Consider the following 23949-nt stretch of genomic DNA (forward strand, 5'->3'; position numbering starts at 1 on the left):
GCTTGAACCTCCTTTCTTATGATTTTTGTGTACCTAAATCTGCAAGCACATCTAAAATTTCTTTATAGAACTTTTCACGCGTACCAGTACGATGAATTTCTTTATATAATTCGCCATCTTGAATAAATAGAATACGTCGGCAGTAACTTGCACTAAACGGATCATGTGTAACCATCATAATGGAAACACCTTGTTCTTCATTTAGATTTGTCATCGCATCTAAAAGACTCGTTGCATTTTTAGAATCAAGTGACCCTGTTGGCTCATCTCCTAAAATAATTGCTGGTTCATGTACAAGCGCACGGGCTGCTGCTGAACGTTGCTTTTGCCCACCAGATACTTCAGATGGATACTTTTGAAGTATTGCTGAAATCCCTAACATGTCCGCTACTTTTTCCACTTTCGGTCCAATCTTACGAGACGGAACACCTTGAAGTGAAAGCGGCAATGCAATATTTTCATAAATTGATAGGTTCTCTAGTAAATTAAAGTCCTGGAAGATGAATCCTAATTTTTGAGAACGGAAATCAGAAAGCGCTCCTTGCTTCATCTTCGTAATATCCGTGCCTGCAATTTCAACAGCACCGCCCGTTGCTTTATCCAATGTTGAGATTACATTTAGTAACGTTGTTTTGCCTGAACCAGATGGTCCCATGATGCCAACAAATTCACCCTCTTGAATCGAGAACGACACACCTTTTAATGCGTGTGATTGGCTTTCGCCTTTTTTACCGTATACTTTTTGGACGTTTTTAACGTCGACAACTGGTTTGTTCATATATATCCTCCTATAATTGTTTTTCCTTTTCCTATTCTGCATTTTTCGACATAATCTGCCATGGGTTAACATTACATTTACCTTACATTTTTGTAATATACAAAAACACCTCTATATGGGGTACGGCAACATCGCTATCAAGCTAAGATTCTTAATTACCCCCATAATGAAAATTTTATATCTTTGCAAATTGTATTTCTCTGCATCTACAACTGTATAGGGGGCAAGGGAATGGAAAATTATCGCTTAAAAATATAAAACCCTATTATTAGGTAATGTTACTGCAGACTAGACCAGGTACCTTGTCACTAGGCCTATTATGACTAAAAAAACAGTCCTTTTATCATAATTTAATAAAAGGACTGTTCTTAATAACATACCGTTTTGAATTTCTCAAAATAAATTTCTGAAATTCTGTGGTCTTATTTAGAATGTCGAACATCTATCTTTCAAGTCCTCCCCCTTATAAGTTTGATTATCAAAAGGGTGAAGAATGTTATGTTTATTATCTCTTTTGCTTTTCATAATCCCTTTTTAATACACTCATAATGATTTCATCAGAAAATTGATTATTAATGAATATCGATTCTCTCAATCTTCCTTCTTGTATAAAACCTGCTTTTTCATATGCGCGAATTCCTCGTGGATTATGGCTATATACTTCTAACTGGACACGATTAAGTTGTAATACATCAAATGCATAACTTAGTGCCAGTTGAGTAGCTTCTGAGCCGTACCCTTTCCCTACTATGTTTAAATTATGCATCGAAATACGATAAAACGCTTTTCGATTCTCCTCATCTATTTCTAAAATAGCTAAATCTCCAATGACTTCATTTGTTTCACTTAGGCAAACAGCAAAATCTACACGTGTTGGATCAGCAACACTTTTTTGAATATGTGCTTCGACTTCTTCAAGTTTAAATCGTTTCGTAGTCCCTGTCATAAAACGAATTTCTTCTATTTCTGTTGAATCAAATATGAATATCGCGTCTTCTCTACTAAGTAATCTTAAAAATACTTTATCCCCTTGAATTTTGTTCATAATTCTCTCCATCCTGTCCTATAGTCAAATGAAAATTCTTACAATTATTGTACATGAAATACTATAGAAAAACAGTTTAAGATTTTTCTTAATCAGCAATCTTTTTTAGAAATTATCGAACTTTATTTCAAAGCCACATAGAGTTTGATTCATTGTATATATCTTTATCAATTGAGTGTACCCTATTGGGATGGTTCTTTGAACCTGGTATAATGGTACTTCAGAGTGTCCCATATGACTTGTTTCAAAATAGGAGAGTAGAATATGAGAAAAATAGGGTATGTACGAGTAAGTTCTGTTGATCAGAACCCTAAGAGACAATTACAACAAATGAAGGAAATTGGAATAGACATTATATATGAAGAAAAAGTGTCAGGTGCTACACAAGACAGGCCTGAACTTCAAAATATGTTAAATGACCTGGGAGTAGGCGATACAATTTATGTGACTGACCTAACCCGGATTACTCGTAGTACAAGAGATTTATTTGAACTAGTTGATTACATAAAAACTAAAAAGGCAAACTTAAAATCATTAAAAGATACTTGGTTGGATTTATCTGAAGAAAATCCATATAGTCATTTCTTGATGACCGTAATGGGGGGAGTAAACCAATTAGAACGTGACTTAATTCGAATGCGTCAACGTGAGGGGATTGACCTTGCAAAAAAAGAAGGAAAGTATCAAGGACGAGTTAAAAAGTATCATGAAAAGCATGCAGGAATGAAGTATGCCATTAAACTTTATGACGAAGGGAATATGACGGTGAAACAAATTTGTGAAATTACCAATGTTTCAAGATCTTCTTTATATAGGAAACTACAAGATAAATCATAATAAAAATACCCGCCCGAATTGGAAAATTTTTCAGATGTGGCGGGTTATTCTTTGAATTGTTTCCGTACCCCAGAAACGGCAATAATACTCCAAACCCTTAAAATGTGTCCAAAATGTGTCTAAATGTACGATTTTCTTTTTTTGATATGGTGACCCCATGCCTATCAACTTAAAAAATTAATTGTTCCTCAAAAAGAAAAAATGAACTAAATTCCCATGGACACTTATATGCCTATGAAAAAATGAAATTTTGTTTTTGGGGGCACTTCAAAATGTTAGCTTGATAGCGATGCGGCGAGACCCCTTTTCATCATTTGTCATCTTCTACTTAAAAAATATCTCATTAATGGTGTGTTGATATCAAGCAAATCTAAATTCTGCGAGATCTATAAATCTAATGTTTTTAAATTTATGTTTTTCAATAATTTCTTTCACTTTTTCTGTCACAATAATGACCCCAAACCAGTTTTTGAAGAAAAATATGTCTGAACCATCCCATTCTTTTGTATTCACACTTAATCCTTCTATAGTACGTGTATTCTCTAAAATTCTCCCACAATGATGGCATTTTTTAATTTGCATAAGTTTCTCTCATTATATAAAAAGTCAAAATCATCACTTCCTGTTATTTTTTAGGTTTGGCTTGATATGATATTATTATTATATTAATGATTATTAATATTAAATAGGAGAATTATTGATGAAGAAAAAAACAGGTAAAATATTTTTTTATTTAGATTTTATATGTCTTATAATATCAATTGGTCTTGTATTTGCTAGCTTAATTTATTTTAATTCGTGGGCCTATCCAATAATATTTATTATGTTTACTTTAAGAATGTTTTATAACGTATTAGATTATGTTAAATCTAAGCCTGAAAAATAGTCTTAATAATTTATTAGAAATTTATTTCTTCCCAAATTTACTTGGTAATGTGACGGTATCCTAAATAAGACAAATTATTCTTTTATTTTTTCCTCATATAGTTTAGCAATCTTATAAAAAGAAGAACGTTTGATGCCATACTTTCTCATAGCTCCTACGACTGTAATTGAACCAGATTTCCATTCCTTGTAAGCATCCTTAAATTCTTCTGTTATTTCGACAGGCGGACGTCCTAAACGTTTACCTTGTTTTCTGGCAAGAGCAATTCCTTCAGCTTGACGTTGTTTAATATCAATGCGCTCTTTTTCTGCAAAGGCTGATAATATTGTAAGAGTTGCTTTTTGAATTGCGCTCTGAATGACATCATTTGTACCTTCTCCAGTATAATTGACGTTAATAGGTTCTGGTACAAAAAAATCTGCCAAACTTGGACATACTAATACTATTAATCTAAAAAGGATGTGGATTATGTATGTCTAAGCCGAGTGCATTCAATTTAAATACACGATTTCAAATTGATGAATTTGTTGATGTAAAATAAAAAAACCGACTCAGAATTAAGAGCCGGCTTTTTTCCATCTCGTCCTCTACTTATACAGGGCTAGAAACTAAAGTACCATTATTGTCAATGGTTACTTTTCTTTTTACACCATTCGTATCATAAGCGAAGAAACCAACAAATCCTGCAGATGAGGATACTAAAACACAACCTGTTTTTCCTTCCACATCATTATTAAATACTTGTACATTAGAACATGTAGGAGTAACTTCAATCCCATATTTATTTTTATTTTCGGTAGTTGACATCCTCACTCTATTATCACGAATGTACCCTTCTTTAGAAGCACTACCAACTAAAATAGCACTACGTTGATTGTCAGCTTCAAGCGAAGTATTGCGAATGTTATTCTTATCAATAAAGAATCTTGTAATAGATTGGAGGAAGATTCCTACACGACCTGAGTTAATCATAATATTATTAGAAATATCAACATCCTCTAAAAAATCAGTGTTATCTGAAGAAGTTAATGCTGTATTATAGATGAATTCATTTCGTGAATCTTCAAAAGAATTATATTTAATTTCTAACTTTCTACATTGTTTGAAAAAAATATGTCTAAATGATTTCTTGAATGTATTGCCTCTAATTTTACATCTGTCAACATACGAAAGTACGATAGTAGCAAAATCTTCGGGTGAATTGCTCTCTTTAAATTCATTATCAATAATTTTAACGCTATCAAAGAAAGCTGCTTTCTTATCATTTTGCCATCCAACAATATAGATATCTTCTCGTCTTGTTCCTGAGAATGTATTTTCTTTTACAACAAAGTTATAACCTGATTCTGGCATTCCTGTGTCATTACCTTCGCGGTCTTTTTGCCCCTCACCAGAACTTCCATCAGGATTCGAATGTGCTATAGCTCTCTCACAATTTAAGAATGTATTTCCTTGTATAGTCATATCGCCAAATTTCAAAGCACGAACACCTGCATAAGTTGCATTCTCAAATGTATTATTGATAACTTTAATATTTCTATTGAAAAGGAACATTACAGAAGAATGATTTCCTATTCCCGTAGCTATCGGATTCATCCCTTTCGTATCACTACTACCAAAATAACAGTCACGAATAGTTATATTATCACAAGGTTCTCCATCCCATGCTCCAAAATCAGAAAATCCTAACTTAGTATGGTTAGAGATTTGAATAGATTCTGCATACCCTCTTGATTTATCCGTGGTTGCATCTTTGTAGCCTAAAAACTTACATCTTTCAATTACAACATTACGACAAGCGTTAATATCCATCATATGAGCATTAATAACATCTTTGAAAGTAATATCTCTAAACGTTAGATTTCCCCCTCGAGCCCATCCTGTCATGTTAAATCCTTGGGGAAACTCAAGGACATTACCATCAAACGTTCCACCTTCAATACTTATGTTGCCGTTACCATTATAGCCTTCAAACAAATCTCCTGAATTTCCATTTTTCATAATACCTCCTGGATGCCCTCTTAATAAAATCGCATTTTTCCCCAGACGTATTTTCGTATTTTTGTAAACAGTTAAATATTTTGTTATACGATAAATACCTGAAGGAATAAAAATATCAACTCCTCCTTCATTTAATGCAATATCTAATGCTCTTTGTATAGCTTCGGTTGTTAATGTACCTTGTGTTCCGTCTGCTTTTGCACCATACATTCTTACATCAACATAAGGAAAAGTTGAGTCCTCAGTTTTCACATTAGTTTCCATTTCAATATTCTCGTTACCTAAGGATTTATTTGAATTATTATCTATTTGATGAATCATGTTATCTCTCCTTTTTATAGAAACAGTTAAAGTTATATAAGATAATATTATATCGTTATATATTTATATTACTAGCCATAATATAAAAGATTTTCCCTCACTACGTGATTTTAAAAACAAAAATACAGAAAAAATAAAAAATCCGACTCATAAGAGCCGGTTTCTTTTGCGTTAAGTTAACATACGTTTACATATACATCACTAGCCGGGGTCCCGCCAACCAAATGTCATAAAACCCACGCTAAGAGCATGCAAAATTTTATACAGTTTTTCGGCTAATCCAGTAACAAACGAGAACCCGAAAACCGCGCCAGGATAGGAATGCATAAAAAATGCATCGATCCATAGAACAAAAAAAGGAGGTTCCCTTGTGAGAGTAAGGGTCCGTCTTTTTCCTTGCTACCGCTAATGTTGCGTTATGTTAACCGAGCATGTATAGGATATACAATCCAAAAAACACCGCACATCACTTTTTAGAAATGGTATAATAAGGAAAAACGACAAAGTGGAAAGCTAATGGAAGATTCTATGTTTGCGTTTCGAGTTATTTTCAATGCACTAACATCATTCTTTTCCAACGGGGTCTGGGTCGTTTTGTTCTTCTTCTTGTTAAATAAAACATATGAAAACAAAACTTTCAGAACAACATCGAATATTATTACTGTTGTTGTCTTGGTATTTTATTTGTTTTATTGCATTTGGAATAGCATGTAATACCTTTCTTTGAATAAAAGAGGTTTACTTTACTTCCAATAATGAGACGTTATGTTAACCAATCATGTATAGAATATTCATCTTATGTTGTTCCATTAAAGGACCAGTTTAATTCCGTAAGAAGGAAATTTTATTAGACAAAGGGAAGTACAAGTTAGTTGGCAATTGAATAAGTTAAGGAGATCATATTTATAATGAATACTACAAAAACCACAGGGTGCTTTACTATTGTTAATAATACTGAAGGCAAAATATTGCTAGTTAAACGAAATGATTATCCTATCTGGGATTTGCCTGGGGGAACATTAGAAGAGAATGAACAGTTAGATAAGTGTGCTATAAGAGAAGCTAAAGAAGAAACGGGCTATATAATTGCTATTGAACGTAAAATAGGAGAATATCACCAACCTCAATACGATGATATGCAACATATATTTTCAGGAAAATTACTAGGGGGAGAACCAATAAATAATGGACCTGAAACTGCAAAAATTGGGTGGTTTAATCCTAGTAAATTACCTTTGTTAATGGTTCCAAATAGAAGAAAACAGATCAATAATTTTATGAAACACAAAAATTCACTAATAAAAGAGACATTAAAGACACCATTTATGGTAAGGTTATTGAAAAAAATTATGTGAGATGGTTATTGAATTAACGGGTACTTTTCTTGAGTAAGGATCAGTTCTTAATTTCTTGTATTTATCAAAAAAGATAATTTTCACTTCCGATTTCGAGAATTATGTAAAAAAGCTAGTATGAATCTAGCTTTTTTTGATCACGGGTGTCTTAATCTCTCTATTCATCATATTTTGAATGTATACTTTTGCTAAAAATAGCTAAAGTTAATAAGGCTAATGAAATCAATATTTTGAATGTAAACTAATAATAAAAAGTTTACATTTGTTTTTTTAATATGAACATCTAAAAGTTTTTACAGTTTGATAACATTATAGTTAAACAAATTAATGAAGAACAATGAATTAATATAATATTTTATAAAGATAGATTATCGAAAGTTCTGCGTAATATTAAAGTGATTTCTAAAAAAACAGTTATACTAAGCCACAAAAAAATAATTATAAAAAGACAATTAATAATTATTATTAAATAGTTTTTTGACTCTTTTTTTAGCTCTGTATTTAGTGCTGAAATAAAATTAATTTTCACTAAAATTAAGACTAAAAAAAATAATAAATTGAATAAAAAAATATCCATTATGAGACCCCTTTGTACATTTTGGCGATAAGTGTCATTTATTACTAAATATACATAATTTTTTATTACAGAGTAAGGCCAGATAGATAAAAAATTAAACTTTTATGTAAAAGTTTAATTCATCTTTTTACATTATTTTCTAATTGATTTGTACTATATTTATTAGAAAAGGGGATGAATTAATGCTGAAATTTATTTGGTCTTTAGTTTTTGCTCTTATATTTTTTGGGTGGTATGTGGTCCACTGATACCATACATATCTTCAAATCAAAATATCGTTGCTATTTTAGTTATTTTCACAGTAGTTATTATTAATTCTTGGATTATTGATTTAATAAATCGTTTATACAAGAAAAAAAGAATCCTAAATAAATAAGATTCTTTTAGTTTTGTTAAATTTTTATTTATCTTGTTTTACTAGTTCATTTGATGATGATTTGTTTAGGAATTTTCACAGTTATCTTTCTTGGTTATCATAATATGTTTTATCTGCGTATTTTTTATCATTTCCTTTTAGGTAGGCTAAGATTACTTTTGGATTTTTAAGTAAAGACCAGTCTCCATATTTATCAAATCTTCTGCATGAAGTTATCATTCCATTTTTAATTGTACCGAATTTCTTATTATTTTGCTTTCCCCATTCTTTTAACCGTTTAGCGAAATCTGCATCCTCTGCCATAAGCATGTTTTCATTAAAGCCGTTGATTACCATAAAGTCTTTTCTATAGCACCAAAAAATCCCTACAGATATAGCTCCATACTTAAAAAGTAGGGGGATTATTATTAACATTGCGGAAAGGAATATTCCTAAAGATATTCTTTCAAACTTCCCAGTTACCCCACCGCCAATGTATTTACCTGAAGCTAAATATTTATCTACATTAGACAACATAGACTCTGTCATTTGGGTATCAGCGTCTATAGTAATGATTATTTCTCCACTAGCTATTTTGGCCCCTGCATTTCGGATTTTGGATAAGTTTTTATCGTTATTTTTTAATGTAATACAGTTATAAGATTTTGCTATTTCCTCTGTTTTATCTGTGCAACGATTTAAAACAACTATGACTTCAGTTTGATCTTTATATGCCTCTGATGCCTTTGCAATTGAATCCAAACATTTTCTAATATACTTTTCTTCATTGTGTGCAGGGATTATAATAGAAAACTTCACATCTTTTTTAAAATTGACTCCTGAAGATTCGTTTGTTTCAGTCATAATATTCCCCCTTATTTTATAAAGTAAATATCTATTATACATAACATATATTAACATTTATTAACGTTTATTAACATTTATTAGGTTGTATTATAGAAACTGAAGGTAAACTATTATTTAACAGTTTACTTTGGAGTATTTAAAAAATAACATAAATTGTAGTGGATTAGTGTATCTCAATGATTCTACATGGAATGTATCTAAGCTGAACACAAAAGAAACCCTTCTAATTAGTTTAGAGGGATTTCTTTTGTTTATAATAAATCAACCTTATTCCCCCTTTTCGGGGATTTGGGCAAAATTACCCTGTATTAATATTTTCTTAGTTATTTTAATCCTAACTTTGCACATAATCGATACAAAAAGTATAGTCCATGTAACTGTTCTTGATTACGTTTATTTAAATGCTGTTGGCACTCCTCTACAATACTTTTTGCCCCTTCAATATTGTATTCCTCCAAATTTCTAATAGATTTTTTTAATTGAACAATTTCGTGTGAATACACAGCGTTTTGTGTAAGCTTCATTAACAAAATTTTAATAAACTGATATGAATTAAAGTAGCGATAATTATTTTCACCTCTCTTTGAATTAACATATCTCTCTTTTTCCCAATATCGTATAGTAGAAGTAGAAATTTTTGTTTTATTTGCTACCTCTCCAATCGTCATCAGGTTATTTGCTATCGATTGAGAATCAACAATATTGTTTAAGTCTTTTATTATTCTAGTAGCTAACTCTTTTTCTTGATAGGTGACTGCTTGTATCTCGTTGATTATCCAGAGTGCAGAATTTAGATTTTTTTGTTGCAGTTTTTTTAATACAGCTGTTGTTATCTCCATTCCAAACCCGGGTGACATGGCTACTATACATTCAAAATATGCTAAATGTTCCTCCGTATAGATTCGATATCCTGTACCCAACCTTTCTGTGGTTGGGATAATCCCCCTTGTTTCGTAACTTCTTAAAGTGCTAGTACTTAAATTTAACCTTTTCGCAATATCAATAGGCCTTATATTATTCTTCATTCTTTTTCATCCCTATCAACGTTAAATTTATTATAAAGTTTATCATTTAATCCCCTCTAAAATAAGTATATACAATTGAAAACTTTATAATTGGCTTTAATGTTATAAGATTAAGAAGTAAGTAATAAAAAATGATGGAGGGATCTAAGTGTCAAAATTAAACATTCAACCCGAAATGTCAATTGAAGAGTTAGGACAAAAAGTATCTGGTTATCTAAAGGACCATTGGGAAGAAGTTCTTGCAAATACCATTGAGGAACTCCAAAAATTATTTCCTGAGTATGAAGATGCCACGTATGGTATGTACTTAGATAAACTACTTCCCCCAGCATGGAAAGAGCTTGAGAAAGCAGGTTTTCAGTCTGCTGAAAAAACAAAAGAAGATGACTTTATTATTGCTGGGTGCTTAAATTTTAGAAATTCTATTGAAAAAGCAAAATGGGGAACGCCCGATCATGAAAAGCGTATCTTTTGGATTGTCATTGAAAACCGAAATAAACAATTAATTGGTACTTTTCTTTTTGAATTATCTCATTCTCATGTAAATTTCAACATCCCTTCAGCTCCAAAACTAATGACTTTTACAAGTACTGAAAGAAATGAAATTACCAAAAAAATTCTAAGCCTAAACGAAAATTCTTGATTAATGTAACAAGAGGCTGTCTAAAAAGGGCTTGACCCATCCAACAAGTAACAATATATGGAACTACCTACTATTTAAGTTCCTATAGTCAAAATAAAGTAACTAAAGCATTACGAGAAATGGGGAGGATTGAAAAAACCATTTTTATTTTGGATTATCTATCTGATAAAGCCATGCGTTGGCGAATCCAGAGAGGATTGAATAAAGTGAAACTTCCATCCGAGGGGGTTTTCTTCATCCCCCTCGGATGGTTAGTTGAACCAATCGGGCTTTTACGGGCAGTTTCCCCCACCTATCTTCTTTGCTTCTCTCTCAATCTTGAGGTGGGGGTCTTACTGCCCGTTAATGCGGGATAAGTTAATATTTCATAATTCTCAAAACCCCTAATATACCAAGGGTTTTGAGAATACAAAAAATGATCGTTATTTATTCATACTTAAATAATTCCGTATTTTCTAAGAGCAAAGTCGATTCCATCTTCACTTGACTCTTTCGTGACGAAATCTGCAACTGCTTTTAATTCTTCATTCCCATTTCCCATAGCAATCCCAAGTCCTACTAATTCCAACATGTCTATATCATTTCCACCATCCCCAAACGCAATAGCCTCTGATTTATCAATGCCAAAATACTGTAAGACACTTTTAATTGCTAAAGATTTGGATACTTCTTCTTGTAAAACATTTAAAACAAAAGGATGCCATCTGCTAAATGTTAAATGTGGGAACTTATGAATGTATTTCTCTACTGTTTCATCAGTAGCATATAAACACATCAAATAGACCTCTTGATTATAAATATGTTTATCTATAGTTGGATAAGCATTCAATGACAACGTTTCATTCAATGCTTTTAGTATTTCTTTATCTTCTACACCATTCATACTAAAATCTTCTGTAAAAAATGAGAGCCCATTATTCTCCATATTTGCAAATTCAACCACTTCTCGAATGATATTTTTATCCATTGGTACTTTATGAAGAACCTCTTGATTGTGCTTCACATAAGCTCCATTTGCTGTAATGAATGTATCTACTCCTAATTTCCTTATTTCATCGCACATCGATAACGGTCTTCCAGTTGCTGCAACCACCCTTAATCCTTTATTTTTCAGTAGTTTTATAGCTTCTTTCGTATGATCTGAAATACTACCATTTTCATGATGTGTAAGGGTTCCATCAACATCAAAAAATACAATTTTATAATCCATAAAATAACTCCTTTACAAATCAATACATAAATCAGAAGATAAGTACCTAAAAATAAAAAATCTGAAAATTATGTACTATAATAATATAAAGGCAAATACATTAATTAGCAATATTTCTAAAAACAAGAAAAATATGACGCGTTGTGAAATATAATGAAAATGTTTAACCTTTAAGTCTCGATAACTCTCAAATATATAATGGTTATCATCGTAAAATCCTACTTGAAGTCTTGATCTTGCGGAGGCGCAATTTAACATATATGTAAAAACAAGTGTTACTTTGTAGTGTTTCTCCATACCCTTTTAATAACAACTGAATATATATACATTCTATATTTAAAATTAACCTTATGTTACTTTATTAAGTTAAGTATAAAGGATTTACATATTTTGGTGTTGTATTATTATATATAATAATATTTTATTTGTCCTAATTTAAACAGTAAGGGGATATGACAATGGAACAAGCTATTCATATTGACGGTTTTGTCAAACCTGGATTTGAAAAAATCAAACAAGTATTTATAGAAAATTTTACAGATCGTGAAGAATTAGGGGCAGCTTGCTGCATCTATTACAACGGTGAGTGTGTTGTTGATCTATGGGGTGGATATTGTGATCATATTACAAAAGAACTCTGGCAAAAAGATACAGCCGTTCTCATATTTTCTGGAACAAAAGGTTTCGCTTCTCTTGCTCTGGCCTTAGCTCATTCAAAAGGTTATATAGATTACGAAGAAAAAGTATCTACTTATTGGAACGAATTCGGGGTAAACGGAAAAGAAAACATCACAGTTCGTCAACTACTTGGACACGAAGCTGGTTTATGTTGTATTAACAAATTACCACTACATACACTGAGTGATTTCGATACCAAAAACGTTGCTCCTTATTTGGAAACCATGAAACCAGCTTGGGAACCTGGTACAAGACATGGCTATCATACTTGGACAATCGGTTGGTATATAAGTGAATTAATTCGTCATGTAGATCCAAAAAGAAGGAATCTAACTCAATTTTTCAATGAAGAGATTGCACAGCCTTTACAAGCAGAAATGTATATTGGTATCCCCTCTTCATTTCCAGATGAACGAATAGCGACTATTAAAGGAATTCAATCTATCTTTGACATATTTAAAAGTTTTGGTTCTTTCCCCAAAAGCTTACTATGGGCATTTATGAATCCAAAATCCTTAGCAAAACGCAGTATGGTGGATCCAAAAGGATTACTAGCGCATGATAATTTTAACAAAAGAGAATTACGAGAAATAGAATTCCCATCTGGAAATGGTATCGGTATAGTGCGTGATATGGCAAAAATATATAGTGAATTTGCTAATGGTGGTCCCATATTAGGTTTAAGCCCATATACTTTAAGCGAACTATCAAAACCACCTGCACAAACGGGCGGTGGCTGGCGTGATGCTGTCCAAACCATTGACACCGCTTTTTCATTAGGTTTTTTCAAACCGTTAGAAACAGGTTCTCACTACGGAAATTCCTCATGCTTTGGTCATCCAGGCGCGGGTGGCTCTTTATGTTTCGCTGATCCGATAAACCGAGTTGGCTTTTCTTATGCGATGACACGCGTTGGTATGCAAATGTTTGATGATCCTAGAGAAACAGCGATTCGCAAAGCTTTTTATAAAATAATTCTATAACAACAGTGTAAAATCCTTAATATATGTTCAATATAATTCAACTAAATTCACATAATTTACAAATCATTTTTTCACTTCCTTTCATAGAAATGGATCCTATTAATTGTATTAGTACTAGAATTACTTCTTAGGTCAGATCAATGTCAAAGAGTCATTTTATCCAAGTCAAGATAAAATACCTTTTGTTATAATAGGAAAATTTTTATATCAAGATTATTAATAAGTACCATATAAACTCTCCTTATATTACATCACTATTATGCAAAATAAGAACTACTGTTAAGTATGAGAATATTAGGGTTACACAACCTGGCCAATCTCCATTGACTTATCATATATAGTCTCAAAAAATAATAAACACTCAAAGTAAAAAATTACTTTAAGTGTTTATTATTTTTCTTGTATACATTCCACCAACATTAGCAACATACTTTTTACACTTTTCAATCGTATCTCTACACCAGCGAAACCAAGCAGGAATTCACTAAAATAAGAAGATAGAATTACACATTATACAAATATTAATTTCACATAAAATTATATGTTGAAAACTTTGGAATGATAAATAGATATATCACCTAACAACCTCATTTTCTTTTCTTTGAGGTGTATAAGTGCGTCATTAGGCAAATCGTAGACCATATTATCTGGATATTCATAAATATATTCAGTGATAATAGATTCTTTTTCTTCTGTGTAGTGTGGAAAAATTTCAAAGCTAAACAAACATAATCCGTTATCATTTTCTACTATATCATTCTCTAATAAAGTAGCTATTCTTGTTGATTTCCCCATTATTATTGCACCTGCACTCATTCCAATAAGCATTTTTCCACTTAAGATGAACTCTCTAATTATTTTGTGAAATCCCCTCTTTTTAATCATCCTATAAAAATAACTCGTTTGTCCTCCGGATAAATGAATAGCATCACAATAAACTGGTTATATCTTCAATTGCAACGAAGTTAGTTCGCAAAATATGAAAACAGCAATTTCGCTCATCATCGCTAATATTATATAATTTGATAAAAAATAGCTCCGAGTGTTCCTGCAGAACAAATAATAATTCCCGCATTTCGAATACTCACAATTTGATTACTAATCCCACTCAAGCATGTAAATAACCCCGTTAAAGCAAACAAACTCCAGTACATAACAGTTGGAATCGGAATAAGTTCCTCCATATCGATACCCATCCCTAAGAAAACAAAAGGCATAATGATAAATGAACAACAAACAATTCCTGATATGATAACGAGTAATTTGCGATACTTAGCCCCTGCTATAATTAAAAAGATTCCTCCAATAATTCCACATAATATAAGTATTGGCATAAAGTGAAACTTCCGTCAGTGGGAGTTTTCTTCATCCCCCACTGACGGTTAGTTGAACCAATCGGGCTTTTACGGGCAGTTATCCCCCACCTATCTTCCTCGTTTCTCTCTGAATCTTGAGGTGGGGGTCTTACTGCCCGTTAATGCGGGATAAAGAAAATCCAAAGTAAAATTTGCATATATAAAGTCTCTCCATATCATACATTTTATTTTTTGGCTGTGCTAAGCGTAAACCTACATCTAAATTGTACCAAAAAAGTATTTCTTAGGATATGATTTAGATGTAACAATATTTCTAACTATTTATATATCAATGTGAACGGAGGAGGAGTTATATGATTCGCGAAGCTGAATCAAAGGACAGTAATGCAATTGAAAATCTCTATAAAATATTAGCACCGCACAGTAAAAACATTAAGGTTTTGCCAGAAAGAATTGAACAAATTAGGAATGATGCTAATAACTTCTTGTTTGTTTATGAGGAGCATGGCAAGGTGAAAGGAAGTATATTTATGACTTTTTGCCTTGACCCTGGATATCAATTTCGACCATATACTGTTCTAGAATATGTGATTGTAAATGAAGAATTTCGAGGGAATAGAATAGGTGAAAAATTATTAAAACATGTAGAACAGCTATCAATTGCAAGAGGATCTACAAGAATTATTTTATTAAGTAGCGCAACTAGAGTAGAAGCACATAAATTCTTCACGAAAAATGGCTATAATGGAACCATAAGCAAGGGATTCAAAAAATACATACCTATTCAGTCAACTCCCTAGGTAATTATTTGTCTAGGGGTATTTTCTTTTTAACTAACGGGGCAGGTTCGTTCAAAAAGCAGTAATCTCTTTTATTAATTGTCAGTAAATGTTTTTACAAATAATGTAACCTATATTTATTTCAACTGTGTTAAAGTAAAAAGGTAATAATTTACTTTTGACAAATAAACACATTAAGAAGAAAGGGGTCATATGAAAAATATAAAAAAATTAATAAAATGTATCGGAGTAATTATTATCATATTACTAATCATAGCACTTTTTTTCCCTACATGGACTTCGCATATAAAAGGTGATAACAGTATAAGTACATTAGAACAAGTAGAGATAAATGGAAGTAATCATGAAATTATGATACGTGGCAAAAATAAGGATAATCCAGTTATTATTTTTGTACATGGAGGACCTGGATGTCCGGAAATACCGTATGCCGATAAGTACCAAGACTTATTGGAAAACAATTTTACGGTTGTTAATTACGACCAAAGAGCAAGTGGAAAATCATATCATTTTTTTGAGGATTATTCTAATCTTTCATCAAACTTACTCGTAGAGGACTTATTAGCTATGACGGATTATATATCAGAACGTCTTGGCAAAGAAAAGGTAATACTAATTGGTCATTCTTATGGTACATATATTGGAATGCAAGCTGCCTATAAAGCTCCTGAAAAATATGAAGCATATGTTGGTATTGGACAGATGAGTGATACAGTAGAAAACGAGATTGACAGTTTGAATTACTCTATTAATCAGGCTAAAAATGATGGCAATACGGATGATGTTTTATATTTACAAGGGTTAACTGAAAAAATCAAAAATGGCAACACGTTTACTCCACGAAATTATGTTATGAAATATGGTGGGAGTTCAAAACTTATTGATAACCCCGATGGTAATAACATCGGTATGTTATTTAGTAGTGAGTACAATTTATTAGATGTAATCCGTTATAACTATGGGTTAGCCTATTCACAAAAGATTTTGTTAAAGGAAGTATTAAAAAATCCATTACCTACTTTAGTAACAAAACTTAAATTACCGTGCTATTTTATCATGGGTAAACATGACTATATGACTTCATCTAATGCAGCAAAAAAATATTTTGATATGATTGAAGCCAATAAAAAAGAATTTATTGCTTTTGAGAAATCAGCTCATTATCCACAATTTGAAGAGAAGGAAAAATTTTATGAATGGATGTGCAATACATTTATCCCGTATTAACGGGTAGTAAGACCCCCACCTCAATATTCAGAGAGAATCGAAGAAGATAGGCGGGGGATAAATTCAAGATAAAGTCATCCCTTCAAAGGTTCTTGTTCATCTATTAAATATAATTAGAATTTTCAGTACAATAAATATACACATATGGTATTTTATAGGAGGATGCCAATGAGAAACTTCATTGTAATGTTCTTTTCTATTCTGCTTTCAAATCTCATTTCCAAATTCATATATTCCTATATCGGCCTGAATTACAACATATTTCAGGATAAATTCGACATTTTATTATTCACAATTGATTTCGGGATTTATATCATCATTTTTCTATCAATATACTCTCTTTTACGTAGATTGATAGTAAAAGAAAAACATTGAATTGCTCTACTCCTTTTCTTATTTGATCCAAAGAATTTTGTAGTCTTCAAATTAACAAATGATGAGGTGAAATAAAAATGAAAACATGTCCCAAATGCCATAGCGAAATAAAGAAAAGAACCCTCTTTTTACGAAACAACACTCATAAGCTTGTTTGTCCAAACTGCGATACAACATTACATGCAACAAAAAAATCTTTTCTGATCTATGTTCTATTTCATTTACTAACTTGTTTATTAATTTTTATAAGCCCAATGACGAATACATTCCTTATCCTTGCCATATGGATCTTAATTTCAACTTTTATAATTCAACCGGTTGCTTTTTTCTATGAGGAAACATAACATCCTTTTTCACACACGTTTATTATTTTTCATTTTAAAAGAAGTGCTCGATTCACGAATAAGCACAAGACAATTATCAAATAAATTCAATGAAATTATTCGCTATTTTATATCCGTGTCCGTCTCCATCATCATGACTAAGGTAGACTATTGGAGCATCATTACTATGATTCAAATCAAACGCTAAGTAATCGCCATTTCCCACTTCACAAAAAGCGAACTTGTTATGCCAAACCACATCATATTCATCTTCTAGATTTTAAAAAGCCTCAACATTATTTTAAATCAATAATAGCATTAAGAAATAGAACTAAATTCTTATATATAATCCCTTATTAATAAATCAGATGAAACAGGCTTTAAGCCAATTTCTCGTAACCAAACAGACAACTGTCCAATGTGATGAATTTCATGAGTAATGATATGACGAATAATTCTTTCATAAGTAAATGAAAATGAATTACCACTCTTACTTCTCATAGAAATCAAGAGCATACCACTCTAAAAAGTTCTCTGTCACTGGTCTGGTTATATTATATATATTCATTTTAATTTTTCAACATATAAGTCGCTGCTATGCAGAATACAACATGATCGCTACTTGCTGTCTCCTTTTGTTTTCAACCTTGCATGTGGCAGAAAAAGGCCCTGACCGCTTCTATGCATGGCTAGATGCTCTCGCCCGCCTAAAAAGAAGGACGGTTTTTATGTCGATTTTTAAATTTGTATTTATATAGAAAAAATTTTCACATCGCTTAGGCTAGAAATCGTAATTATATCCTTAATTAAATTTAAAAATCATATATATTTATAAGTATGAATAAGAAGAGGGATTTACTTTTCATTAGAAAAGCGAATCCCTCTTCTTTTATCTTTAAACTTTAAATAAAAATGAAACATGCTCACGCTGCACTGCGATAATTTTCTTGTTTTTCTTTTTGCTGATTAGGTGGTTGAATTAAAATAGCGATAATAAATGACACGATGCACAATGCGCCAATTACCATAAAAGTTGGTTTAAATCCACCTAGAAGTGCACCGATAAAGGAACCTGCGAGTGCTCCAAAACCAAAGCCTTGATATACGATACCGTAGTTTTTACTATGATTTTTTAGACCGAAGAAATCACCAACAATTGCTGGGAAAATCGTGATATTTCCACCAAAACAAAAAGCAACGCTCGCTACACATGCGAAATAGATACCATAATTTAAATTCACAAAACTGAGAACAAAAACAGACATAGCTATAACGACAAACGTTGTGGAAATAATTTTCAAACGACCGATTTTATCTGACAACGGTCCTAAAATAATTCGTCCAACCGTATTAAAGATCGCAACCATAGCGACAGCATTAGCTGCTGTTGCTGCGTTAAGTCCTACAAGTTTAACACCGATATCTTTTACCATACCAATTAAGTATAAGCCACTCATACATGATGTAAAAAACATAATAAATAACAGATATACTTCTTTTGTACGTAGCATTTCTCTTATTGTAAAGTCATGACTTTTTGTTTCATGAACTGTATCTTGTTCAGCCGCTTTATGGATAAAACAAGCGCCTATCACTATCATAACTGCAACAATTAAGCCCCAGTATAAAAATGCTTGTGATACACCAACTGAACCAATGAACTTTGCGTTAATGTATTTAAAAATTAGGCTACCCGCGCCATATGCGGAGACAGATATACCAGAAATTAAACCTTTACGCTCTGGAAACCACTTTATTAAATTGGATAGTGAAGTGATATATGCTGTACCATCTGCGTAACCAACAACAACGCCTGCTAGTACATAAAGCATTGGTAATGAGGAAACTTGTGAACTAAGCATCAAGCCAATTCCTAAAGCTAATCCGGCTATCATAATGAGTTTACGAAGCCCCAATTTCTCTTGTAATTTACCCGCAAACAAAGTTGAAAATGCTAATGAAAAGCTAGTGATTGAGAAGGTTATAGCAACAGCGTTAAGACTCCATCCGTATTTACTCACTAAAGGCTGATTGAATAAGCTCCATGTATATATCGTTCCAAGTCCCATTTGGACAATGACTGTACCAAGGACAACAAGCCATGGATTAATAGATGATTTTTTCATACTATCCTTCCACCTCTTTCGATTTGATACCGTTATTGTATAGGATGTAAACGATTGTGTAGGTGCTTACAACACAGGGCGTCAAATATATGAACTCAGTTACAGAAAAGGAAGGATGAAATGCAAAAAGCTGCTTGGTGAATAGCCCCTCCTTATCTACCTTACGTTCTGAATGAAGAAGGGACTTCCTGTTTCATAGACCGTTGCATAGTGGGGTGTCCCACTGCGTCTTACACGGTCTCCACAGGCGTGGATTATACTGTTCGGACATAACCTTGCCCTACAGTTTGTAGACTTTAGTTTGTGGCAAGCAGTTCTTCTAATCCTTTTTGTAAGATGTTCCGGCTCGCGTTATAATCTCTATCCAATACCGTACCGCACTTTATACAAATGTGAGTACGAATAGAGAGAGACTTCTTCACACGATTCCCACAAACAGAACAGTCTTGTGAAGTATACTTTGGTTCTACTTTGATCAGTACTCCGCCATGATTTTCACATTTGTAAGCAAGCATGTTTCGAAACATTCCCCACCCAGCATCAGAAATAGCCTTCGATAACTTTCTGTTTCTAACCATGTTACGAATGTTCAGATTTTCTACAACGATAACGGAATGCTCTTTCGCTAGATTGTAACTGAGTTTATGAAGAAAATCTCTGCGCTGATTCGCTACTTTTTCATGTAGCTTGCGAACACGCTCGGCCTGTTTTATAAAGTTAGTAGAACCTTTTTTCTTCTTAGAAAGTTTCCGCCCTGCTTTCTTTAGTTGTTTTTCTTTTTCACGGAGAAATCTAGGGTTCTCATATTCTAAACCATTAGAAAGAGCGGCATACTTATGTAATCCCACGTCAATTCCTATCGCACGATTGGTATCGATATCAGATGGTGCCACTTGTCTTTCGACACAGAAAATAGCGTACCACCTTTTCCCTTGACGTTTGAGGATCAGTTGCTTGATTGTTCCTTCGATTGGTCTGTGGAGTAGAATATCTATTTCTCCCAATTTTTTATTGTATAACTTACCGTTATCAGAAAAAGACATGGCATAACGATGCTTTCCGTTTCGTTTAAATCCAAATTGCGGAAATGTCATACTCGTATAGGCTTTATACTTTTTCTGTTTTGGATACTTTGCATCTTTACGAAAGAAATGATCGAACGCTTTTTTCAGACGTACAAAAACTTCTTGCAGCGGCTGAGAAGGCACTTCTTTTAGAAAAGGATACATCTTCTTGTCCAATGTAAGTTGTCTTTGCATATCATAACGATTGTAATTTTCTTTGTTTTTCTTATATTTCCGTTCTTTGTCTAGTAAGGCAGAATTATAGGTTTGACGACAATATTGTAACCAACGGTCTAACACTTCTTTTTGCGCTTCTGTTGGAAAGATTTCATATTTTTGATTCAACAACATTGTCATCACCTCCCATTAGTTTTGTCCTTGGGTTTCGATGTATTGATTTAGCATTTCTAATGGTGCACCGCCTACAGTCAGCAAACAATAACTTTGAGATCAAAAGCATTCTTTACATACATTCTATCTAATTTGAGGAAATTCCTTTTTCATTCCTTTGGCTTACGCCAACTAAAATTCATCCCCTTCATACTCATGGGGCTTCACCCTTCTCATTCCTTGAGGAAAGGGAATTCTTTTGGAAATATGTTAAATACGAAGCAGCTTCTTTAATTCTTTTGCATATGTTCGGCTTACAGGCACTTTTGAATCCTCTTTCATAATTAAATTATACGTAGAGTTAAACCACGGCTGAATTTCAGAAATATGGTTTACATTTACGATAAAACTGCGATGCACACGTAGAAAATTCATTTGTGGCAATTTCTTTTCTAATATGGCAAGCGTATCGTTCGTCACATACGTATCACAAATCGTTTTCACAATTACTTTTCCATCTAACAATCCAGCATATACGATATCTTCTATATTCACTAATACAATCGATTCATCAATCAGCAGCGCTAATTTTTTCATTCTGCTAGATACATCTGACGCATGTACTTCTTGTTTCTCTTCCATTTCATGTTGCTTTCGTTTTTTAAATTTCTTAATCGTTTGGACAATGCGCTCTTCGTCAAACGGCTTTAAAATATAATCTAAAGCATCTACTTCAAATGCCTGAATGGCATATTGATCATAGGCTGTTGCAAATACAATAGCAGGTGGCTTTTTCATCTTCTTTAGTATATTAGCAATTTCAAATCCATTATCATCCGACAGCTGAATATCTAAAAAAACAAGATCTTGTTTACTTTCTATCAACTTCTCTAACGCTTCTTCTACACTGTCTGCCTCATCAATAATATCGACTTCTTTCGTTCGATATAATAAATATTTTAATTCGTCACGTGCCAACATTTCATCATCAACTACTAATATTCTCAATATCGCTTCCTCCTTTTCTTTGAATTGGAATCATAAAGGACATCTCCGTCCCTGCTTCTAGCTCACTAACAATATGAAGTGTTGTATCTTTTCCAAACAAGCCCATTAACCGTTCATTAATATTATATAATGCTGTTCCCGTTCCTTTTTTTGACGATACAATTGCTTTTCCTAACCGCTCTAATCGTTCTGGTTCAATCCCTTGACCGTTATCTTTTACTTTGAAATGTACGCTGCCCTGCTTGGCATAAACATGAATTTCAACTTGACATATAGGCTGTTTTTGGGAAAATGCATGACGAAGAGCATTTTCTACTAATAATTGCAGCACAAACGGTGGAAGCAAAATATTATGCAATTCATCTTCAATATACATTTTTACTTCATATTTATTCGGAAATCTTGCTTGTTCTAACGACAAAAACGCATGTACATGATTTAACTCTTGTTCCAATGGAATAAGAAGCTGCCTTGCACCTTGTAAATTGCAGCGAAAATACACGCTTAGCTGTAACAATAATTTCCTTGCTTTCTCTACATCTGTACGACATAAAGCAGAGACTGTATTAATCGCATTAAAAAGAAAATGAGGGTTAATTTGTGCTTGCAGCGCCTTTATTTCCGCATCTTGCAACAATTTACTTTGAAGTTCTGCTTCTCCAAGCTCAAGCTGCGTTGAAAAGATTTTCGCTAATCCTTCTGCCAGCTCCTCCTCTACGGGGCTTAATGAATTGGGATTTTTAAAATAAAGCTTTAACGTACCGATGGTCTTTCCACGTGATGTGAGCGGAATCACGATTGCAGCTTGTAATAAACACCCTCCATGCTGACAATTAATCTCTTCACGCGACTTTGCTTTCATAATCTCCCCGACCTTTAACACCTCTTTTGACAATTCAGTAATTAAGCTATGGGAAGGGATATGATGATCAGATCCTAATCCAACATGTGCTAATATTTTTTCTGTATCTGTTAAAGAAACTGCATCTGTTCCTGTAAAGTGATGGATAATTTGCGCCACCTGCGTACATGATTCTTCCGTTAATCCTTGGCGAAAATACGGAAGTGTTTTATCAGCAATGCGCAATACTTTATGCGTTTGTAATGCCTTCGCATGTTCTTCTTGTCGTAACATGGACTGAATCATTGACAATAGAATAAAACTTCCGAAACCATTTACGATAATCATTGGAATTGCAATTGTTTTCACAATGCTCCAGCCGTCGTCGATTATAAAAAGAATCATAAGCATTTCCAGCGATACCATACAGATGCTAAGCACCGAAGAAAACTTAGGGGTCACAACGCGATTTCGTTTTTGATATAAATGGCCAATATAACCTGTCACAATCCCAGCTAAAATTGAAGAGACTGCACAGCTCAATGCAGTCGTTCCCCCTAGCATATAACGATGAATGCCAGCTATAAATCCTACTCCTATTCCAACAATTGGGCCTCCAAGTAACCCGCTAATCCCAATTCCCATAATACGCGTATTCGCAATCGTACTAGAAGAAGAGACACCCCGCAGCCAGTTATCATTCAAAATCGTATTACCAGAAATCTCAATCCCTGTGTAGTTGCTTACAATTGTAAATAATGAAAATATGCCAATTAACATAAAGCTACCTTTATAACCATCTTGCTTATGCAGCAGCCAACGGAACGCCTTAATATGTGAAAGTGAATATCCTAAAATAACGATTAAACCAACACGTTCAATCATCATCAATAATAAATCTCCCATTTTATGTCCATCCTTCATGTATTTTCATTCAATATATTACATCATTATGTCTATACCGTAAACGTCAATAAA

Annotated in this window: 22 protein-coding genes and 4 pseudogenes; 10 read left to right on the forward strand and 16 right to left on the reverse strand. The window is 32.9% G+C overall.

Features of this window, described 5'->3' with window-relative positions; all coding sequences use genetic code 11:
* Nucleotides 1–16: 16 nt before the first annotated feature.
* Together BM350_RS00440 and BM350_RS00445 are read right to left on the reverse strand one after the other, a co-directional pair.
* On the reverse strand, nt 17–778 hold the full coding sequence (locus BM350_RS00440; protein WP_090913288.1) for an ABC transporter ATP-binding protein: 762 nt from the start codon (nt 776–778) through the stop codon (nt 17–19).
* 505 nt (nt 779–1283) lie between these two features.
* On the reverse strand, nt 1284–1823 hold the full coding sequence (locus BM350_RS00445) for a GNAT family N-acetyltransferase (RefSeq protein ID WP_042985012.1): 540 nt from the start codon (nt 1821–1823) through the stop codon (nt 1284–1286).
* 264 nt (nt 1824–2087) lie between these two features.
* On the opposite strand from BM350_RS00445, the gene BM350_RS00450 reads away from it, so the two are divergent.
* Nucleotides 2088–2660, forward strand: a complete 573-nt coding sequence (locus BM350_RS00450) for a recombinase family protein (protein WP_090913286.1) — start codon at nt 2088–2090, stop codon at nt 2658–2660.
* Between the two features lie 360 nt (nt 2661–3020).
* On the opposite strand, the gene BM350_RS00455 is transcribed toward BM350_RS00450, so the two are convergent.
* Entirely contained in the window at nt 3021–3242 is a 222-nt protein-coding gene (locus BM350_RS00455) for a hypothetical protein (RefSeq protein WP_090913284.1), read from the reverse strand.
* Nucleotides 3243–3360: 118 nt separating this feature from the next.
* On the opposite strand from BM350_RS00455, the gene BM350_RS00460 reads away from it, so the two are divergent.
* Entirely contained in the window at nt 3361–3546 is a 186-nt protein-coding gene (locus tag BM350_RS00460; RefSeq protein WP_090913282.1) for a hypothetical protein, read from the forward strand.
* 74 nt (nt 3547–3620) lie between these two features.
* On the opposite strand, the pseudogene BM350_RS00465 reads toward BM350_RS00460, so the two are convergent.
* Nucleotides 3621–3959: pseudogene (locus BM350_RS00465) on the reverse strand (recombinase family protein); the annotation flags it as partial.
* A gap of 178 nt (nt 3960–4137) precedes the next feature.
* Nucleotides 4138–5868, reverse strand: coding sequence for a right-handed parallel beta-helix repeat-containing protein (locus BM350_RS00470; RefSeq protein ID WP_090913280.1), 1731 nt, complete (start codon nt 5866–5868; stop codon nt 4138–4140).
* A 516-nt stretch (nt 5869–6384) separates the two neighbouring features.
* On the opposite strand from BM350_RS00470, the gene BM350_RS27950 reads away from it, so the two are divergent.
* From BM350_RS27950 to BM350_RS27955, 3 genes and pseudogenes are all read left to right on the forward strand, one after another.
* Nucleotides 6385–6582, forward strand: coding sequence for a hypothetical protein (locus BM350_RS27950; protein ID WP_090913278.1), 198 nt, complete (start codon nt 6385–6387; stop codon nt 6580–6582).
* Between the two features lie 194 nt (nt 6583–6776).
* Nucleotides 6777–7223 carry an NUDIX hydrolase gene (locus tag BM350_RS00480; RefSeq protein WP_090913276.1) on the forward strand — a complete coding sequence of 149 codons (447 nt, stop codon included), beginning with the start codon at nt 6777–6779 and terminating at the stop codon, nt 7221–7223.
* Between the two features lie 759 nt (nt 7224–7982).
* A pseudogene (locus BM350_RS27955) lies at nt 7983–8176 on the forward strand (hypothetical protein).
* 81 nt (nt 8177–8257) lie between these two features.
* On the opposite strand, the gene BM350_RS00495 reads toward BM350_RS27955, so the two are convergent.
* Both BM350_RS00495 and BM350_RS00500 read right to left on the reverse strand, forming a co-directional pair.
* The gene (locus BM350_RS00495; RefSeq protein ID WP_090913270.1) at nt 8258–9019 is read right to left on the reverse strand and encodes a glycosyltransferase; all 762 of its coding nucleotides are present in this window, start codon (nt 9017–9019) and stop codon (nt 8258–8260) included.
* Between the two features lie 326 nt (nt 9020–9345).
* Complete coding sequence (locus tag BM350_RS00500; RefSeq protein ID WP_244547920.1) at nt 9346–10047, reverse strand: MerR family transcriptional regulator; 702 nt, start codon at nt 10045–10047, stop codon at nt 9346–9348.
* A gap of 148 nt (nt 10048–10195) precedes the next feature.
* Between BM350_RS00500 and BM350_RS00505 the strand changes: the two genes are divergently transcribed.
* Both BM350_RS00505 and BM350_RS00510 read left to right on the forward strand, forming a co-directional pair.
* Nucleotides 10196–10690, forward strand: a complete 495-nt coding sequence (locus BM350_RS00505) for a DUF6022 family protein (RefSeq protein WP_090913268.1) — start codon at nt 10196–10198, stop codon at nt 10688–10690.
* Nucleotides 10691–10764: 74 nt separating this feature from the next.
* Nucleotides 10765–10896 (forward strand): annotated as a pseudogene (locus tag BM350_RS00510) (Tn3 family transposase); the annotation flags it as partial.
* 230 nt (nt 10897–11126) lie between these two features.
* Here the strand turns inward: BM350_RS00510 and BM350_RS00515 are convergent.
* Nucleotides 11127–11900, reverse strand: coding sequence for a Cof-type HAD-IIB family hydrolase (locus BM350_RS00515; protein ID WP_090913266.1), 774 nt, complete (start codon nt 11898–11900; stop codon nt 11127–11129).
* 458 nt (nt 11901–12358) lie between these two features.
* On the opposite strand from BM350_RS00515, the gene BM350_RS00520 reads away from it, so the two are divergent.
* A complete protein-coding gene (locus BM350_RS00520; protein WP_090913264.1) occupies nt 12359–13561 on the forward strand; it encodes a serine hydrolase domain-containing protein in 1203 nt (400 codons plus the stop codon).
* Nucleotides 13562–14098: 537 nt separating this feature from the next.
* On the opposite strand, the gene BM350_RS00525 is transcribed toward BM350_RS00520, so the two are convergent.
* Both BM350_RS00525 and BM350_RS00530 read right to left on the reverse strand, forming a co-directional pair.
* Nucleotides 14099–14485, reverse strand: coding sequence for a Type 1 glutamine amidotransferase-like domain-containing protein (locus BM350_RS00525; protein WP_139207597.1), 387 nt, complete (start codon nt 14483–14485; stop codon nt 14099–14101).
* Between the two features lie 89 nt (nt 14486–14574).
* Nucleotides 14575–14895 carry an ammonia permease gene (locus BM350_RS00530; RefSeq protein ID WP_090913260.1) on the reverse strand — a complete coding sequence of 107 codons (321 nt, stop codon included), beginning with the start codon at nt 14893–14895 and terminating at the stop codon, nt 14575–14577.
* Between the two features lie 335 nt (nt 14896–15230).
* Here BM350_RS00530 and BM350_RS00540 point away from each other — a divergent pair, with 335 nt between their 5' ends.
* On the forward strand, nt 15231–15677 hold the full coding sequence (locus tag BM350_RS00540) for a GNAT family N-acetyltransferase (protein ID WP_090913258.1): 447 nt from the start codon (nt 15231–15233) through the stop codon (nt 15675–15677).
* A gap of 192 nt (nt 15678–15869) precedes the next feature.
* Nucleotides 15870–16904, forward strand: a complete 1035-nt coding sequence (locus BM350_RS00545; protein WP_090913256.1) for an alpha/beta hydrolase — start codon at nt 15870–15872, stop codon at nt 16902–16904.
* An 801-nt stretch (nt 16905–17705) separates the two neighbouring features.
* Here the strand turns inward: BM350_RS00545 and BM350_RS00550 are convergent.
* The 6 genes and pseudogenes from BM350_RS00550 to BM350_RS00575 all read right to left on the reverse strand — a co-directional run.
* Nucleotides 17706–17882 (reverse strand): annotated as a pseudogene (locus BM350_RS00550) (SMI1/KNR4 family protein); the annotation flags it as partial.
* Between the two features lie 59 nt (nt 17883–17941).
* Nucleotides 17942–18103 carry a DinB family protein gene (locus tag BM350_RS00555; protein WP_244547941.1) on the reverse strand — a complete coding sequence of 54 codons (162 nt, stop codon included), beginning with the start codon at nt 18101–18103 and terminating at the stop codon, nt 17942–17944.
* 422 nt (nt 18104–18525) lie between these two features.
* A complete protein-coding gene (locus BM350_RS00560; RefSeq protein WP_090913251.1) occupies nt 18526–19728 on the reverse strand; it encodes an L-lactate MFS transporter in 1203 nt (400 codons plus the stop codon).
* Between the two features lie 296 nt (nt 19729–20024).
* A complete protein-coding gene (locus BM350_RS00565) occupies nt 20025–21149 on the reverse strand; it encodes an RNA-guided endonuclease InsQ/TnpB family protein (RefSeq protein ID WP_090913249.1) in 1125 nt (374 codons plus the stop codon).
* Between the two features lie 243 nt (nt 21150–21392).
* The gene (locus BM350_RS00570) at nt 21393–22133 is read right to left on the reverse strand and encodes a LytR/AlgR family response regulator transcription factor (RefSeq protein WP_090913247.1); all 741 of its coding nucleotides are present in this window, start codon (nt 22131–22133) and stop codon (nt 21393–21395) included.
* Nucleotides 22111–23877, reverse strand: coding sequence for a sensor histidine kinase (locus BM350_RS00575; protein WP_090913245.1), 1767 nt, complete (start codon nt 23875–23877; stop codon nt 22111–22113). The genes BM350_RS00570 and BM350_RS00575 overlap by 23 nt, the downstream gene beginning before the upstream one ends.
* Nucleotides 23878–23949: the final 72 nt, after the last annotated feature.

Source organism: Bacillus sp. 103mf (genome assembly GCF_900116295.1).
Classification (GTDB): domain Bacteria; phylum Bacillota; class Bacilli; order Bacillales; family Bacillaceae_G; genus Bacillus_A; species Bacillus_A bruguierae.

Excerpts from the sequence above, each read along its gene's own strand:
- BM350_RS00480 (WP_090913276.1), top strand. The coding sequence starts at position 6,777 with ATGAATACTACAAAAACCACAGGGTGCTTTACTATTGTTAATAATACT.
- BM350_RS00440 (WP_090913288.1), bottom strand. The coding sequence starts at position 778 with ATGAACAAACCAGTTGTCGACGTTAAAAACGTCCAAAAAGTATACGGT.
- BM350_RS00560 (WP_090913251.1), bottom strand. The coding sequence starts at position 19,728 with ATGAAAAAATCATCTATTAATCCATGGCTTGTTGTCCTTGGTACAGTC.
- BM350_RS00555 (WP_244547941.1), bottom strand. The coding sequence starts at position 18,103 with ATGAGAAGTAAGAGTGGTAATTCATTTTCATTTACTTATGAAAGAATT.
- BM350_RS00455 (WP_090913284.1), bottom strand. The coding sequence starts at position 3,242 with ATGCAAATTAAAAAATGCCATCATTGTGGGAGAATTTTAGAGAATACA.
- BM350_RS00520 (WP_090913264.1), top strand. The coding sequence starts at position 12,359 with ATGGAACAAGCTATTCATATTGACGGTTTTGTCAAACCTGGATTTGAA.
- BM350_RS00470 (WP_090913280.1), bottom strand. The coding sequence starts at position 5,868 with ATGATTCATCAAATAGATAATAATTCAAATAAATCCTTAGGTAACGAG.
- BM350_RS00545 (WP_090913256.1), top strand. The coding sequence starts at position 15,870 with ATGAAAAATATAAAAAAATTAATAAAATGTATCGGAGTAATTATTATC.
- BM350_RS00445 (WP_042985012.1), bottom strand. The coding sequence starts at position 1,823 with ATGAACAAAATTCAAGGGGATAAAGTATTTTTAAGATTACTTAGTAGA.
- BM350_RS00565 (WP_090913249.1), bottom strand. The coding sequence starts at position 21,149 with ATGACAATGTTGTTGAATCAAAAATATGAAATCTTTCCAACAGAAGCG.
- BM350_RS00575 (WP_090913245.1), bottom strand. The coding sequence starts at position 23,877 with ATGGGAGATTTATTATTGATGATGATTGAACGTGTTGGTTTAATCGTT.
- BM350_RS00500 (WP_244547920.1), bottom strand. The coding sequence starts at position 10,047 with ATGAAGAATAATATAAGGCCTATTGATATTGCGAAAAGGTTAAATTTA.
- BM350_RS00460 (WP_090913282.1), top strand. The coding sequence starts at position 3,361 with ATGAAGAAAAAAACAGGTAAAATATTTTTTTATTTAGATTTTATATGT.
- BM350_RS00450 (WP_090913286.1), top strand. The coding sequence starts at position 2,088 with ATGAGAAAAATAGGGTATGTACGAGTAAGTTCTGTTGATCAGAACCCT.
- BM350_RS27950 (WP_090913278.1), top strand. The coding sequence starts at position 6,385 with ATGGAAGATTCTATGTTTGCGTTTCGAGTTATTTTCAATGCACTAACA.
- BM350_RS00515 (WP_090913266.1), bottom strand. The coding sequence starts at position 11,900 with ATGGATTATAAAATTGTATTTTTTGATGTTGATGGAACCCTTACACAT.
- BM350_RS00530 (WP_090913260.1), bottom strand. The coding sequence starts at position 14,895 with ATGCCAATACTTATATTATGTGGAATTATTGGAGGAATCTTTTTAATT.
- BM350_RS00540 (WP_090913258.1), top strand. The coding sequence starts at position 15,231 with ATGATTCGCGAAGCTGAATCAAAGGACAGTAATGCAATTGAAAATCTC.
- BM350_RS00495 (WP_090913270.1), bottom strand. The coding sequence starts at position 9,019 with ATGACTGAAACAAACGAATCTTCAGGAGTCAATTTTAAAAAAGATGTG.